This window comes from Microvirga arvi (assembly GCF_016892765.1).
Lineage (GTDB): Bacteria > Pseudomonadota > Alphaproteobacteria > Rhizobiales > Beijerinckiaceae > Microvirga > Microvirga arvi.
In genome coordinates, this window is sequence record NZ_JAFEMD010000004.1 from 52,868 (window position 1) to 66,294 (window position 13,427).

The following is a 13,427-nucleotide window of genomic DNA, read 5'->3' on the forward strand; positions in this document are numbered from 1 at the left end:
TCATCCGTAAAGTTCCGATCCAGAACCGTCAGCAGAAGGCACGGAGATGGGCCGGGACTCGTCACAGGAGCCTGCAGCGCGCCTGACGAAGGGGGCACATTGAAGCAGAGCATCGCTCATATCGCTCTCGTGGTTCGCGACTACAACGAAGCGATCGACTTTTACGTCAGCAAGCTGCGGTTCGAGCTGGTCGAAGACACCTATCAGCCGGAGCAGGATAAGCGCTGGGTGGTCGTCCGCCCGCCGGGAGGCGGTACGACGTCGTTGCTCCTGGCACGGGCATCCTCGCCCCATCAGGAAACCTTTATCGGGAATCAGGCCGGCGGCCGCGTCTTCCTGTTCCTTCAGACCGACGACTTCCAGCGGGATTACGCCGCCATGGTCGAGGCCGGCATCACGTTCGTTCGTGAGCCGAAGCAGGCTCCCTACGGCACCGTGGCCGTCTTCGAGGATCTCTACGGGAATTTATGGGATCTCGTTCAGTTTTCGGGTGGTCGTGAGTGAAGGGTTTCGAGCTGACGGCGCGGAGCCGAAAATCAGGAAAATTCGGGGACCGGAAAAAATTTCAAAAAATCTTGGAACCAAGTCTGCAAGGCAGCGTTCTACAAACTCACCGGCTCATTCTGCCCCCACGGGCCGGTCCCTCAAAGGCTCCGCAAGGGGCCTTATTTTTTGCCTGTATGGCAGCTCCCCTTCGTGGATCTCTTCTCACTCCCGTGCGTCATGCCAATGACGGCCGCCGGACTAGCCGAGGCCAAGCTTGCATGCGACAAGACCCCGTGAACCAAACGAGCTCTACCCTTGGCCAAAACTTCGAAAGCCGACCGATCCGCCGCCCTTCCATCCCGAGAGGAGGTCGTCTCCTTCATCACACAGGCCCAGGGAAAAGTGGGCAAGCGCGAGATCGCGCAGCGCTTCGGCATCAAGGGCAACGACCGCATCTGGCTGAAGCAGATCCTCAAGGATCTGGAGATCGAAGGCGTCGTCGACCGCCGCGGCAAGACCGTCCACAAGGCGGGCCAGCTGCCGCCGGTCGTGCTCGCCGACATCACCAAGCGCGACCGGGACGGCGAGCTGATCGCGGTGCCAACCGAGTGGGACGAGGAGGAGCACGGCACCATCCCGACCATCATCATCGTGGCGCCGCGCAAGCCGCGCCCCGGCATGCCGGTGGCGGGCGTCGGCGACCGGGCGCTCCTGCGCGTCGATCCGCTGAAGCCCGGCGACATTCATCACTATTCCGGGCGCGTGACCAAGATCATTGCCAAGAAGCAGGCGCAGGTGCTCGGCATCTTCCGGAGCCTGCCGGATGGCGGCGGCCGGCTCATTCCTGTCGACAAGAAGGCGCGCGATCAGGAACTGCAGATCAAACCGGGCGACGAGGCCGAGGCCCAGGACGGGGACTTGATTGCGGTCTCCATCGTCAAGCACGGCCGCTTCGGCCTGCCGACCGCCAAGGTGAAGGAGCGGCTCGGCTCGGTGAAGTCCGAGAAGGCGGTGAGCCTAATCGCCATCTTCGCCCACAACATTCCCAACGAATTCCCGAAGGCTGTTCTGGACGAAGCCGAGAGGGCGCAGCCGGCCTCCCTGGAGGGCCTTGAGGACTGGCGCGCCCTGCCCCTTGTCACCATCGACCCGCCGGATGCCAAGGACCATGACGACGCCGTCCATGCCGTGCCGGACGATGACCCGAACAACGCCGGTGGCTACATTCTCACGGTCGCGATCGCCGATGTGGCGGCCTATGTGCGCCCCGGCTCCGCGATGGACCGGGAGGCGCAGGAGCGCGGCAACTCGGTCTACTTCCCCGATCGGGTCGTGCCGATGCTCCCGGAGCGGATCTCGAACGATCTCTGCTCCTTGAGACCGCGGGAGGACCGCCCGGCCCTCGCGGTCCGCATGGTGATCGGCCCAGACGGACGGAAGATCCGCCACAGCTTCCACCGGATCATGATGCGCTCGGCGGAGAAGCTCTCGTACAGCCAAGCCCAGGCCGCGATCGACGGCAGGCCCGACGAGGTCACGAGGCCGATCCTCGACACCATCCTGAAACCCCTCTGGGCCGGGTATGAGCTCGCGAAAAGGGCACGCGACATCCGCGAGCCGCTCTTTCTCGATCTGCCCGAGCGCAAGATCGTGCTCAATCCCGACGGCACGGTGGACCGGGTCTTCGTTCCCGAACGGCTCGAGGCGCACAGGCTCATCGAGGAGTTCATGATCCTGGCCAACGTGGCTGCGGCGGAGGCTCTGGAAAAGGCCGAATCCGACCTGATCTATCGGGTCCACGACGAGCCCTCGCTTGAAAAGATGCGCTCTCTGAGCGAGGTGCTGGCTTCCATCGGCCTCAAGATTCCTGGACAGGGGCCGATCAAGCCGGAGCTGTTCAACCGCATCCTGCGCAGCGTCGACGGCTCCGAGCACCAGCTCTTCATCAACGAGGTGGTCCTGCGCTCGCAGTCCCAGGCCGAATATTCGGCCGAAAACTACGGCCATTTCGGACTGAACCTCCGCCGCTATGCCCATTTCACCTCCCCCATCCGGCGTTATGCGGACCTCATCGTCCACCGGGCGCTGATCGGCGCGCTGAAGCTCGGCAAGGACGGGCTGTCCGACAGCACGAACCGGGCCGAGCTCATCGAGATCAGCGCCAAGATCTCGGCGGCCGAGAGGCGGGCCATGGCGGCGGAGCGTGAGACAATCGACCGCCTGATCGCGCACTTCCTCGCCGACCGGATCGGGGCCACATTCGATGGGCAGATCTCGGGCGTGTCGAAGGCCGGGCTCTTCATCAAGCTGAGCGAGACCGGCGCGGACGGCTTCGTCCCGGCGGCCACCATCGGCAACGATTACTACCGCTATGACGAGACCACGCATTCGATGCGCGGCGAGGATACCGGCGAGACCTACCGGCTTGGCGACAAGGTGGAGGTGAAGCTGGTGGAGGCGGCGCCCGTGGCGGGAGCCCTGCGCTTCGAGCTGCTCACCAAGGGCCGTTTCACCCGCAAAACCGGAGGCGGCAGGAAGGGCGGCAAGCGGCCGGCCCGCCGGGCCAAGGCGGCAGAAGCGTCCGCGCGCTCCCCGACGCGGGTGAAGGTCAAACGGCGCGGGCGCGCCTGACGAAGGACGAAGAATGTCTTTGACGATCAAGAGTGCTGCGGCTGCGGATCCGCATGAGGTGAAGGTCATTCCCGCCATGCGGCGCGGTTTCCTGAACCGCTGCCCGGCCTGCAACCGCGGCCGTCTCTTCGGGCGCTTCCTGAAGGTGGTGGACCATTGCGAATCCTGCGGGACGGAGTTCCACCATCACCGTGCCGATGACCTGCCGCCCTATCTGGTGATCTTCATCGTCGGCCATCTGGTCGGCTACGGCATCCTCATGACGGAGACCAGGCTCGAGGTGCCGATGTGGGTGCACCTGGCGACCTGGCCGGCGCTTACGCTCATCCTGTGCCTTGCGCTGCTTCAGCCCGTGAAAGGCGCTGTCGTGGGGCTGCAATACGCGCTAGGTATGCATGGTTTCGGGGCGGCCCGAACCAAGAAAATTGCCGACGAGGACAACTTAACGTGACGGATATCGAAACCCTGGCGAAGATGGATCGCCTCGTTTCCGCTGAGACCAACCCCAAGGCCCCTGTCCTCCGTCCCGTCGACGCAGCCACGCTCATCATCATCGACCGCAAGGGCAAGAGCCCGAAGGTGCTCATGGGCAAGCGCCATGCGGGGCTCAAGTTCATGCCCGGCAAGTTCGTCTTTCCCGGCGGGCGCATCGAGGCCGGCGACCGCTCCATGACGGTGACCGGTGCCCTCCATCCCCGCGCCGAGCAGGCCCTCATGGCCCGGGTGACGCGCCCGTCCACCCAGCGCTGCAGGGCCCTGGCGCTTGCCGCCATCCGCGAGACCTTCGAGGAGACCGGCCTGCTGCTCGGCACCAAGGAGTACGGCAGCCCGGAGCGCGCACCTTCCGACACCGCCTGGACGGCTTTTCAGGAACGGGGTGTCCATCCCGACCTCGAATCCCTGCATTTCATCGGCAGGGCCATCACGCCCCCGAAGCGCGTCAGGCGATTCGATACCCGCTTCTTCTCCGTGGACCGCACCGCCATCGCCGACGAGGTGAAGGGTGTCATCGGCCCGGAAGCCGAGCTCGTGGAGCTGGCCTGGGTCACTATCGATCAGGCCAAGGCCCTGGACCTGCCGCCGATCACCACCGTGATCCTCGGTGAGCTGGAAGCCCGGATCGCCGCCGGTTTCAGCCACCAGCTCCCCGTCCCCTTCTTCCACCAGCAGCGCGGCCGTTTCGTGCGGGAATTGCTCTAGCCTTCTCTGGTGTCACCCCCGGGCGGACCACAGCGCAGAGGACGGGAATTCACTCATAAGCGCCGAGCTACGAATCTGCTCCCCGGCCAAAACGCCGCCAGGGATGACAGGAAGAACGCCGGAAACGGCCCTCAACCCTTGACTGGCTGCCGATAATCGGGCATGGGAACCCCACGATTTTCCGGCCGGGTTCGCCCGGCCTTTGCGTTTCGGCGCGGCTCCAGGGCCAACCGAGCGCCTGAACCGAACAAGAGGTCCGACCATGGCCAAAGCCGCAACAATCAAAGTGAAGCTCGTATCCACCGCCGACACGGGCTATTTCTACGTGACGAAGAAGAACTCGCGTACGATGACCGAGAAGCTCAACTTGAAGAAGTATGACCCGGTCGCGAAGAAGCACGTCGAGTTCAAAGAAGCCAAGATTAAGTAACCGGCTTCCTGCAAGAACATCTCAGACGAAAAACCGCCCTTCTAAGGGCGGTTTTTTTGTTTGAGCTTCAGAGGTCAGCCCCAGCAGGGTTGCCTCGTGGGGCTTAGCGGTAGGAGTCGATCCGGCGGATCTGCCGGACTCGACGCTCACTGATCGCACCCGTGGTCAGCACGTCCCGGCGAACCGACCGCACGACGGGGCCGCGGTCGCGATAGACGACACGGGTCACCGCACGTGGCTGACGGTAGACGGCGCGGGTGCGGTAACGCGGCTCAGCATAAACAACCCGGTTCACCACCCTCGGCTGCCGATAGACCACGCGGGTCCGGTAGACGGGAGCCGGATCGTAGACGACCTGGGTGGCGGGAGCTGAGTAGTAGCCATAGGCTGCAGGGCTATAGGCCGGGCTGTAAGCGGGTGAGTAGCCATAGCCATAACCGTACTGGTTGCCGTAAGCAGGGTAGCTGCTGGGGTAATAGCCATAGCCAGGATATCCATAGCCCGGATAGGCATAGGCAGGACGAGCCGCAGCGGTGATGAGACCGCCAAGCACCGCACCACCAACTACACCGGCAGCAACAGCCCCGCCGTTCCAGCCGTGGCGATGGCCGTACCAACGCTGAGCCTCAGCCGAGCCGACGCTTCCGGCAGTCATGATGGCAACACTTGCCAGTAATGCTAACTTCTTCATGATCAACCTCTTGAGAAGTGGCAAATACCCTTCAATGCAAATCAATTCATAACTTGAGGTTTGGTTCGCAGCTTGGCTGCCAAGCACTTATGTTTATTTAAAGATTGCGAGCTTTTCTGACAATTTGTTCATTTTTGTTGGAAATTTTAAACGCTCTTAGCTTGAGGAAGCCCTCAAGCCCAAAACTTGGTGGGACTGATCCTGTTAGACGCCTCGCGCCATGCCGCTCCGCGCCGCTTGGCCAGGAAGCAAGCTGCTTTGCCTCACGGGCCGAGGCCGTTGTCGTCCAAAAGTATGCGGCGTGGCCGTATCCACGAGCTTAACCGTTCAATGGGCATAAACTTGCGAACGCGGAAAGATGCTGTTTCCGGCCACCACCTGGGCAATCACGGAGGCGATCTTGTCCCCGCCCTTGGCGGAGGGTTCGATGGGATTGGCATAGTCGTCGGATTGATCGCAGATGAGACGCAGATCGATCAGCGGGAGCCTGCGGATGAAAGCCTCGCGGGTAATGATGTCGTTGAAGATCGACAGGGCCGTCACGACGAAGCGCTGCTCCTGCGGATCGGGGAAACGCGCATCGTAGATCGTGCAGAGCGCCGTTGGCAGGCGCCGGTCCAGAACACTGTCCAGCATGGCCCGGTAGCTGCGCGCGAACTCGTCCTGAACACCCGCGAACCTGCCGATGACCTCGGCGACGGAACGGGCCTGCTCGCGCAAGATCCCGCTGTTGCGCAGAGCGTCATTGCCGCCGGCGCTCACCACCAGATGAGTGGCATCCGGCGGCACGCGCCCCATCTGGCGGTCTATATCCGCAGTCACGGCACCATCGACGGCGCATAAGGTCGCCCTCCAGCCCTGCGGAAGCCTGGCTTGGACCTGCCTCACCACGTCGGGCTCGCCGCGATTCACATAGGCGCCGTTGTCGAAGATGCTGTCACCGAGCAGAACCACATGGGTCATGCTTCTCTCCCGAGCAGTCACGCACGTGCTCCTCGTCTCAAGAAATCAAACCGTTGTGGCGAAAACCTGGGCCAAGCTGCCCTTGTTCCGGCCCGAGCCTGCGGAACGGGCCATCGCAGGCGGACGTTGAACCTAGGCCCGATAATGGGCCGAGGAGAGATCAGATGATCGAGACATTCAAGGCATCCCTGCTGACCCTGATGCTGACCGTCTGGAGCACCATCGTCATAGCCCAGACACCTCCCAGCAGCACCCCATCCCCTTCCGGCCCGGCGACGGGTACCACGCCGGGCGCGGCCGCGGATGCCGGAATGGACTGGATCTGGATCATCGTCGCCGTCGTCGTTGTCGCTGCCCTGCTCTACTATTTCCTCGGGCGCGGCCGCAGCACGCGAGTCTGACCCACACAGGATCGCTATAAGTCAGACTGACGGCGGCTCGCCGTCAGTCTGAAAGAATAACCGAAAATTCTCCAGCCAGGACGCAAGCCAGAACTCGAGAGCCGTTTTGGCCGCCTGCTCGGTGGGTCCATAACCCCAGGCATCCTCCTGCAGAGGCGTCGACCAGATCCAGAACCTGTTGCTGCCGTCATAGGCCACGCTGCCGACCTCAACGGATCCGACCGTGCCGATATGGCGGTTGAGGGGCACGCCAGCCACCTGATCCTGCCGCCACTGAATCCTGCTCATGCGCCGCTTCGGCCTCTTGCTGACGCCTGCGAACTAGAGCGCTCAGCCACTCACACAAGTCCGCGAGCCTCAAGGAACAGGGATCCGCCGCCGACGTTCACGCAGGTGATCGAGAGGACGGGCTCGCATGGAAGGCGGTGCGATTTGGCCGATGACGATCGGCATGATCATCGTGCTTTCCAGCCTCATCCTCTGGATCGCGATCATGCTGCGCCGACGTCGGGGATTCCTCAAATGACAGCGTGCGAAAGGACGAGGCTTTGAAGCTCGAACTCATTCACAAATGGACCTGCCCCTACTCCGCCCGCGTCCGCGACTTCATCGAAGAGCATGGGCTGACGGACCGGATCGCGTTCATGGAAATCAACGAGACCGACGGTGCCAAGGACAGGCTTACCTATTTAACCGGAAAGATCCAGGTGCCCTGCCTCGTCATCGAAGGGCAGCCGAAACTCGAAAGCCGCGACATCATCCAGTGGCTCTACCGGAATCTCGTTCGGGCGCAGGGCGAAGCCCGGACGTGAGACCATCATGCGTTTCCTCCCCACCAGCGTACATGGCGTGATCGACTATCTCTGGGGTCTGGCGCTTCTCGCATCCCCCTGGATTTTCGACTTCGCGGATGTCCCGGCGGCCAAATGGGTCGCGCTCGTGTTCGGGGTTGGGGCGATCCTCTATTACGTCCTCACGGCCTACGAACTGGGTCTCCTGAAGATCCTGCCTATGCCGATGCACCTGATCCTCGACGGGATCGGCGGGATCGTGCTCGCAGCCTCCCCGTTCCTGTTCGGCTTCGCGGATCAGGTGCTGTGGCCGCATCTTCTCTTCGGCCTGTTCTCGGTCGTCGCGTGCTTTGTCACACGTCTCGAACCGATGCTGTCCACCGGCCACCGGGAACCCGCCTGAATAGCCAGAAAGCTTCGTTGACGGAGCCTCATAGCAGGCGCAGCATCGTGGCTCCTCAAGGGAGGCGGCCATGTTCGAGAATGTCGTCCAGGCGAGCGAGGCGTATCGGGAAAGCGCCCATCGGATGCAAGGAACACTTCGGATGGCGATGAAGGGCTGTCCGGAATGCGGCACGGCGCAGATGATCGCCTCGCCCAGCCTCGGCATCTGCGACGATTGCGGCTCCAATCTGGTGGTGCTGCCCCACGAGTAGGCTCTCCGGCAAGGCGTCATTCCCGTAGCCGGTCGGGCGAACCACCCTCTATGCTCCGCGTTCGGAGAATCGCATGGCATGGTCTGGGTGGATCGAAGGGACAGGTGAACGCATTGGGGCGCGCGCGGCCGAGCTGAAACTGGCCTTGCGGGTCACCATCGCCGGGACGCTCGCCTTTGCCGTCACGCGCTTCTTTGACCTGCCCCAAGGTTATTGGGCCGTGATCACGGCCGTCGTCGTGATGCAGGCGAGCGTAGGCGGCTCCCTCAAGGCTGCCGTCGAGCGGTTCACCGGCACGCTCGCAGGGGCCGTCTATGGCGGCGCTATCGCGGCCCTCCTTCCTCACGGCTCGACCCTGAGTCTTGGGATCGCTATCGTCCTGGCCGTGTTCCCTCTGGCGCTCCTCGCTGCGATCAAGCCGGCTTTCCGGGTAGCGCCTATCACTTCCCTCATCATGTTGCTGCCGCCGACCGGACAGGCGATCGGCCCCCTCGCCTCGGTCATCGACCGGGTGCTGGAGATCACGCTCGGCAACATTGTCGGTGTGGTTGTCTCCCTGTTCGTTCTGCCCGCCCGCGCCCATACGCTGATGACGGAAGCCGCCGCCAAGGTCGTCTCGCTCAACGCCGATCTGGTCTCGGTCTTCATCGACGAGCTGACGGATGACCCTACAAGCCGCGCGGCGTTGCAGAAGCTGCATCCGCAGATCCGTTCCGCCCTGAAGAAGGCGGAGGCCGCCGCCGAGGAGGCAGTTCGCGAACGCAGGAGCCATCTCACCGAGGCTCCCGACCCCGAGCCGCTCGTGCGCACCCTCTATCGGGTACGCCATGACCTCGTGATGATCGGCCGCGCGGCTTACAGCCCCCTGCCTGCTCCTGTCCTTGAAAGACTTGGGCCTTCTCTGACCGCGTTGCATCAGGCAACGCGCAAGCTTCTCTTGAACCTGTCCGAAGCTCTCCGGCAGCGCAGAAAGCCTCCTGATCCGAAGGCTTTCCGGGAAGCATTGGATGCCTTCACCAGCGCGGCGGAAGCGTTGAGGGCGGATGCACTCGTGCGGGAACTGCCCGGAAAGACTTTTGGACAGGTCTTCGCCCTGGGCTTTGCCTTCGAGCAGTTCCAGAAGAATCTCGGCGACCTGCTCGCCCGCACCGACGAGTTGGCGTTGGGACGCAAAGAGGCTGCGGGGAGTTGATGTGCCTGTGGTCCGGAAATCCAGGTCGGCACTGATGTGGCTGCTCATCCTCGTCCTCGGCGCGGCGCTTCTCTATGCAGGGTTGGTGCTTGTCACGGTGCTGTTCCAAACGAAGATGCTGTTCCCGGCACAGATGGCAGCCGCCAACCGTCCGCTGCTGCCGCCTTCGACTGAGCGTCTCGAACTGATGCTCCCGGATGGTGACCGTCTCGCCGGAGTGCGGCTTGGACCCTCAGCCGCCCCGAAACCTGTTCTGCTCGGCTTCGGCGGCAATGCCTGGAATGCGGAGGCCATGGCGCTCTACCTGCACGGCCTCTTTCCCGAGCACGAGGTGATCGTCTTCCATTATCGCGGCTATCCGCCGAGCAGCGGCACGCCGAGCGCGGAGGCGCTGTTCGCGGATGCGCTGACGATCTTCGATCACCTGCAGCAGAAGATTCCTCGCACCATCGTCGCCATCGGCTTCAGCATCGGCAGCGGAGTCGCGGCGTATCTGGCGCACCACCGAACGGTCGCAGGCCTGATCCTGGTCACGCCGTTCGACTCCTTGAAAGCCTTGGCGCGCGAACACTTCTCCTGGGCGCCGACGGGTCTGCTCCTGCGCCATCACATGCCGACCATCGATCTGGTGAAGGACCGGCAGACACCGACCGCAATGATTGTGGCGGGGCGCGATACCATCGTTCCGGCACGCCGCACCGAGCCCCTGCGCAACGTCATCCCCAACCTCATCCTCGATCGGACCATTTCGGATGCAGGGCACAACGATCTCTACGATCACCCTGCCTTTGCCGCCGCCATGCAGGAAGCGGTGACACAGTTCGAAGCCAGCGCTTCCCGGTAAGGTCTCATTTCTCGTAGAGCGGCACCAACTCCATCTCCGGCACCAGAACCAGCCCTTTGTCGGTGATCCGGATTTCCGGAATCACGGAGAGCGGAATGAGGTTGAAGCCCATATAGGGGATCTTGCAGCCGGCCTTCTCCCAGGCCGCCTTCAGGGCACGGGTCTCCTCGGCCACTTCCGTCACGCGCTTGTCGGAGAGAAGGCCCGCAATCGGCAGCGCCACCATGGCGACGACCTGGCCCTGATCGACCACGCACACGCCGCCCTGGGCCTCGATGAGCGTCTCGAGAGCCACGCGCATGTCGCTCTCGTTGGTGCCGGCGACGATGACGTTGTGGGAGTCATGGCCCACGCTGCTCGCCACCGCGCCACTCTTCAAGCCGAAATCCTTCAGCAGGCCATGGGCCACGCCCTTGCCGCCCGTGCGGCCATGACGCTCGATGACCGTGACGAAGGTGAGATCGTTCTTCGACAGCAGAGCGTCCCAGCTCTCTTCCTTCTGCAGCTGCACCTTGTCGTGAAAGAGCACGATGCCCGGCAGCGCCACGCGGATCACGTTGGCGGTGCAGGCCTCCTTCGGCAGGTCCGGGATCAGGTACGGAATGCTTGGAATGTGAACCGTCCGGTACGCCGCGTCCGGGTAACGGTAGCGGTTGGAGAGCGCCTGATCGAGCACGGAGGTGATCGTCTTGTTCTCGACGACAAGCTCGCCGCCATACCAGGTGTTCTGCACGTCGAGATCGTCGTTGAGCAGCACCAGATCGGCGCGGCGTCCGCCGCCGAGACCGCCGATCTCGCCCTCCATGCCGAAGCGGGTTGCCGGATGCAGGGAGCCCATGCTCCAGGCCTGCTCGCGACTTAATCCCGCGCGGCGCGCTTCGCGCGTGACCCAGTCCATGCCGAACATCATCAGGTCGTCCGCGTCACGATCATCGGTGCAGACACAGATGCGCTTGTGCGACGAGCCCAGCTCCGTGATCGTCTTGATGGCCTCGGGCAACGAATGCCACGGGGTCGTGGGCGGACCGCCGCGCAGGAAGATCCATACGCCTGCATCGAGCAGGTCGTCCGCAATGTCCCGGTCGATGGCCTCGTGCGTGTCGGTGACGCCGCTTGCCGCATAGGCCGCCACGAACTCGCGCCCGTAGATGTGGCCCGAGACCGGTTTGCCGCGCTCCAGCGCCGCCGCAAGGATCGCGTGGCTGCGCTCGTCGCCCATGGTCACGGGCACGAAGTCCATCTTCTCGCCGAGCGCCGCAGCCTCCGGCCAGCGGTCGAACAGGGCCGCGATCTTCTCAGGCGTGAGATCGCCGCCTGCCGTCTCCAGATCGGGCGTGGTCGCCGGCACGGTGCTCGGCACGGTGAGAAAAATCGAGAGCGGGGCGTGGCGTGCATCCTCCAGCATCATCTCGATGCCGGCCGCATCCATCACGTTGCCGATCTCGTGGCTGTCGCAGAAGATCGTCGTCGTACCATTCAGCAGCGCCGCCTCCGCATAGGCGCAGGCAGTGATCATGCTGCTCTCGATGTGAATGTGCGGATCGACGAGGCCCGGCGCGACGATGCCGCCCTTTGCATCATAGATCCGCCCCGGCCGGCCGTTGACCTGCCGGTAGGAGCCCGCGGGCTTCACCGCAGCGATGCGCCCGCCGGCGATCCAGACCTCCCGCTCCGGTGCGATGCGCTCGCTGTAGGTGGACAACACGCGCGCGCCGGTGATCACGAGATCGGCGGGGGCACGTCCCGAGGCGACGTCGGCCAGGCGCCGGGTCATGGTGGACAGAGGAGCGACGGAAAAGCGGGTCAGAGCTGTCTTGGGCGGCAGCGAAGGCGTACGATGGTCCATGTCCCTCATCCCGTTGAAATCGGCTCTCCCAGCGTAGCAGGGCTGGACGCGGACCGCATCCCGGAATGCCTTGGGCGGACGGCGTTACCCTAACGGCATATTTCCTTAAGGCCAAGCTTGGCTTAAACAGGAATGAAGCTGATTCGCTTGAAGAAACAGGGGGGTTCGACTGAATCCACCCGCGCGGAACGCTGGCCAAAACAAAAGGCGCCTTGCGGCGCCTTGCTAAAAAGTTGGTGGCCAGCCGGGAGCAGCGTTGAGGAGGCAACGATCTGCTACCAGGCTGGCCGAGCCCCCGAAGTCCCAGGAGATGCGGCGGACCTGAGCATCCGTAGGGCATTTCTTCCGCTCTGGGCGGAAACTTTGGCTGAACGTATAGAAAAGAAGCGGCTATGCAAGCGCCCATGTGGCAAAAAAGCGGCATTTTCCCAGAAAATTTAAAGCCAAGTTTTTCCAAGGAGATGAATCGGCTTGCTGAAGCTGTGGATTCGATCCAGCGCCAGATCAGGCAAAGTCACACGGGCTTGCCATCTGCCTCAAGGTAAGTCTTCACGGTGGCGATGAACTTGGTGACCGATATGGGCTTCGACATATAGGCTTCGCAGCCCCCTTCCCGGATCCGCTCCTCGTCACCCTTCATGGCAAAAGCCGTGATCGCGATCACGGGAATCGATTTCAACTCTTCATCGGCCTTGAGCCAGCGGGTGACCTCGAGGCCGGAGACCTCGGGCAGCTGGATGTCCATGAGGATCAGGTCCGGCTTGTGGGCCCGGGCCAGTTCCATGGCCTCGATGCCATGGCTGGTCTTGAGGGTTGCATAGCCATGGGCCTCGAGGAGATCGTTGAAGAGCTTCATGTTGAGTTCGTTATCCTCAACAATGAGCACGGTCTTCTTCATTGGCGTTATCCCGGGGCCCAAAAACGCACTTCACCGGCCCTATATTTCGTCTGATGGTATAGATAGGTCCAAACCTATTGATGAAATGCAAACTGACAGCATGAACACTCCCTTAAAAAGAGTTACCCGCGAGGAGGCTGAAAATGTCGCAGTCGGGGCCTTCTCCTTCATCACGAGCGACGAGGAGCGCCTGAGCCGGTTCCTGGCCGTCTCGGGCCTGCAGCCGGACACTATCCGCTCGGCGGCTGCGTCCCCTGGCTTCTTTGCCGGTATCCTGGATTATGTCGTCTCCGACGAGCCCTTGCTGGTCGCGCTCGCCAAGGAGCTGGACGCCAAGCCGGAGCACATCATGCAGGCCCACTGGACCCTCTCGCCCTCCGAGTTCGAATAACTCTCTT

17 protein-coding genes are annotated in these 13,427 nt (G+C 63.0%); 12 read left to right on the forward strand and 5 right to left on the reverse strand.

What is annotated here, in order from left to right:
- The first annotated feature begins 99 nt into the window (after positions 1–99).
- From ILT44_RS03600 to rpmG, 5 genes are all read left to right on the forward strand, one after another.
- On the forward strand, positions 100–504 hold the full coding sequence (locus tag ILT44_RS03600; protein ID WP_204238203.1) for a VOC family protein: 405 nt from the start codon (positions 100–102) through the stop codon (positions 502–504).
- Between the two features lie 297 nt (positions 505–801).
- A complete protein-coding gene (rnr, locus tag ILT44_RS03605) occupies positions 802–3,117 on the forward strand; it encodes a ribonuclease R (RefSeq protein ID WP_204238204.1) in 2,316 nt (771 codons plus the stop codon).
- A 13-nt stretch (positions 3,118–3,130) separates the two neighbouring features.
- Entirely contained in the window at positions 3,131–3,568 is a 438-nt protein-coding gene (locus ILT44_RS03610; RefSeq protein WP_204238205.1) for a DUF983 domain-containing protein, read from the forward strand.
- A 23-nt stretch (positions 3,569–3,591) separates the two neighbouring features.
- Positions 3,592–4,317 (forward strand): NUDIX hydrolase, encoded by a 726-nt coding sequence (locus ILT44_RS03615; RefSeq protein ID WP_239467894.1) that lies wholly within the window; start codon positions 3,592–3,594, stop codon positions 4,315–4,317.
- A 262-nt stretch (positions 4,318–4,579) separates the two neighbouring features.
- Positions 4,580–4,747 carry a 50S ribosomal protein L33 gene (rpmG, locus tag ILT44_RS03620; protein ID WP_009491004.1) on the forward strand — a complete coding sequence of 56 codons (168 nt, stop codon included), beginning with the start codon at positions 4,580–4,582 and terminating at the stop codon, positions 4,745–4,747.
- Between the two features lie 103 nt (positions 4,748–4,850).
- Here the strand turns inward: rpmG and ILT44_RS03625 are convergent, their stop codons facing one another.
- Complete coding sequence (locus ILT44_RS03625; RefSeq protein WP_204238207.1) at positions 4,851–5,438, reverse strand: hypothetical protein; 588 nt, start codon at positions 5,436–5,438, stop codon at positions 4,851–4,853.
- Positions 5,439–5,765: 327 nt separating this feature from the next.
- Positions 5,766–6,401 (reverse strand): SGNH/GDSL hydrolase family protein, encoded by a 636-nt coding sequence (locus ILT44_RS03630; protein ID WP_204238208.1) that lies wholly within the window; start codon positions 6,399–6,401, stop codon positions 5,766–5,768.
- 164 nt (positions 6,402–6,565) lie between these two features.
- On the opposite strand from ILT44_RS03630, the gene ILT44_RS03635 reads away from it, so the two are divergent.
- Positions 6,566–6,802, forward strand: a complete 237-nt coding sequence (locus tag ILT44_RS03635) for a hypothetical protein (protein WP_204238209.1) — start codon at positions 6,566–6,568, stop codon at positions 6,800–6,802.
- A gap of 21 nt (positions 6,803–6,823) precedes the next feature.
- Here ILT44_RS03635 and ILT44_RS03640 read toward each other — a convergent pair whose 3' ends face one another.
- Entirely contained in the window at positions 6,824–7,090 is a 267-nt protein-coding gene (locus tag ILT44_RS03640) for a hypothetical protein (RefSeq protein WP_204238210.1), read from the reverse strand.
- Between the two features lie 260 nt (positions 7,091–7,350).
- Here ILT44_RS03640 and ILT44_RS03645 point away from each other — a divergent pair, with 260 nt between their 5' ends.
- From ILT44_RS03645 to ILT44_RS03665, 5 genes are all read left to right on the forward strand, one after another.
- The gene (locus tag ILT44_RS03645) at positions 7,351–7,614 is read left to right on the forward strand and encodes a glutaredoxin family protein (protein WP_204238211.1); all 264 of its coding nucleotides are present in this window, start codon (positions 7,351–7,353) and stop codon (positions 7,612–7,614) included.
- A 7-nt stretch (positions 7,615–7,621) separates the two neighbouring features.
- Complete coding sequence (locus ILT44_RS03650) at positions 7,622–7,996, forward strand: SPW repeat domain-containing protein (RefSeq protein ID WP_204238212.1); 375 nt, start codon at positions 7,622–7,624, stop codon at positions 7,994–7,996.
- A 70-nt stretch (positions 7,997–8,066) separates the two neighbouring features.
- Positions 8,067–8,249 (forward strand): hypothetical protein, encoded by a 183-nt coding sequence (locus ILT44_RS03655; RefSeq protein ID WP_204238213.1) that lies wholly within the window; start codon positions 8,067–8,069, stop codon positions 8,247–8,249.
- A gap of 73 nt (positions 8,250–8,322) precedes the next feature.
- Positions 8,323–9,441 (forward strand): FUSC family protein, encoded by a 1,119-nt coding sequence (locus tag ILT44_RS03660; RefSeq protein WP_204238214.1) that lies wholly within the window; start codon positions 8,323–8,325, stop codon positions 9,439–9,441.
- A gap of 34 nt (positions 9,442–9,475) precedes the next feature.
- Entirely contained in the window at positions 9,476–10,285 is an 810-nt protein-coding gene (locus ILT44_RS03665) for an alpha/beta hydrolase (RefSeq protein ID WP_204238215.1), read from the forward strand.
- A gap of 4 nt (positions 10,286–10,289) precedes the next feature.
- On the opposite strand, the gene ILT44_RS03670 is transcribed toward ILT44_RS03665, so the two are convergent.
- Together ILT44_RS03670 and ILT44_RS03675 are read right to left on the reverse strand one after the other, a co-directional pair.
- Positions 10,290–12,131, reverse strand: a complete 1,842-nt coding sequence (locus tag ILT44_RS03670) for an adenine deaminase (RefSeq protein WP_204238216.1) — start codon at positions 12,129–12,131, stop codon at positions 10,290–10,292.
- A 514-nt stretch (positions 12,132–12,645) separates the two neighbouring features.
- Positions 12,646–13,029, reverse strand: coding sequence for a response regulator (locus ILT44_RS03675; protein ID WP_204238217.1), 384 nt, complete (start codon positions 13,027–13,029; stop codon positions 12,646–12,648).
- 100 nt (positions 13,030–13,129) lie between these two features.
- On the opposite strand from ILT44_RS03675, the gene ILT44_RS03680 reads away from it, so the two are divergent.
- Complete coding sequence (locus tag ILT44_RS03680; RefSeq protein WP_204238218.1) at positions 13,130–13,420, forward strand: DUF3572 domain-containing protein; 291 nt, start codon at positions 13,130–13,132, stop codon at positions 13,418–13,420.
- Positions 13,421–13,427 lie beyond the last annotated feature (7 nt).

Coding starts and splice junctions, on each gene's coding strand:
- ILT44_RS03610 (WP_204238205.1), top strand. CDS start 3,131: ATGTCTTTGACGATCAAGAGTGCTGCGGCTGCGGATCCGCATGAGGTG.
- ILT44_RS03615 (WP_239467894.1), top strand. CDS start 3,592: ATGGATCGCCTCGTTTCCGCTGAGACCAACCCCAAGGCCCCTGTCCTC.
- rpmG (WP_009491004.1), top strand. CDS start 4,580: ATGGCCAAAGCCGCAACAATCAAAGTGAAGCTCGTATCCACCGCCGAC.
- ILT44_RS03625 (WP_204238207.1), bottom strand. CDS start 5,438: ATGAAGAAGTTAGCATTACTGGCAAGTGTTGCCATCATGACTGCCGGA.
- ILT44_RS03630 (WP_204238208.1), bottom strand. CDS start 6,401: ATGACCCATGTGGTTCTGCTCGGTGACAGCATCTTCGACAACGGCGCC.
- ILT44_RS03635 (WP_204238209.1), top strand. CDS start 6,566: ATGATCGAGACATTCAAGGCATCCCTGCTGACCCTGATGCTGACCGTC.
- ILT44_RS03640 (WP_204238210.1), bottom strand. CDS start 7,090: ATGAGCAGGATTCAGTGGCGGCAGGATCAGGTGGCTGGCGTGCCCCTC.
- ILT44_RS03650 (WP_204238212.1), top strand. CDS start 7,622: ATGCGTTTCCTCCCCACCAGCGTACATGGCGTGATCGACTATCTCTGG.
- ILT44_RS03655 (WP_204238213.1), top strand. CDS start 8,067: ATGTTCGAGAATGTCGTCCAGGCGAGCGAGGCGTATCGGGAAAGCGCC.
- ILT44_RS03660 (WP_204238214.1), top strand. CDS start 8,323: ATGGCATGGTCTGGGTGGATCGAAGGGACAGGTGAACGCATTGGGGCG.
- ILT44_RS03665 (WP_204238215.1), top strand. CDS start 9,476: ATGTGGCTGCTCATCCTCGTCCTCGGCGCGGCGCTTCTCTATGCAGGG.
- ILT44_RS03670 (WP_204238216.1), bottom strand. CDS start 12,131: ATGGACCATCGTACGCCTTCGCTGCCGCCCAAGACAGCTCTGACCCGC.
- ILT44_RS03675 (WP_204238217.1), bottom strand. CDS start 13,029: ATGAAGAAGACCGTGCTCATTGTTGAGGATAACGAACTCAACATGAAG.
- ILT44_RS03680 (WP_204238218.1), top strand. CDS start 13,130: ATGAACACTCCCTTAAAAAGAGTTACCCGCGAGGAGGCTGAAAATGTC.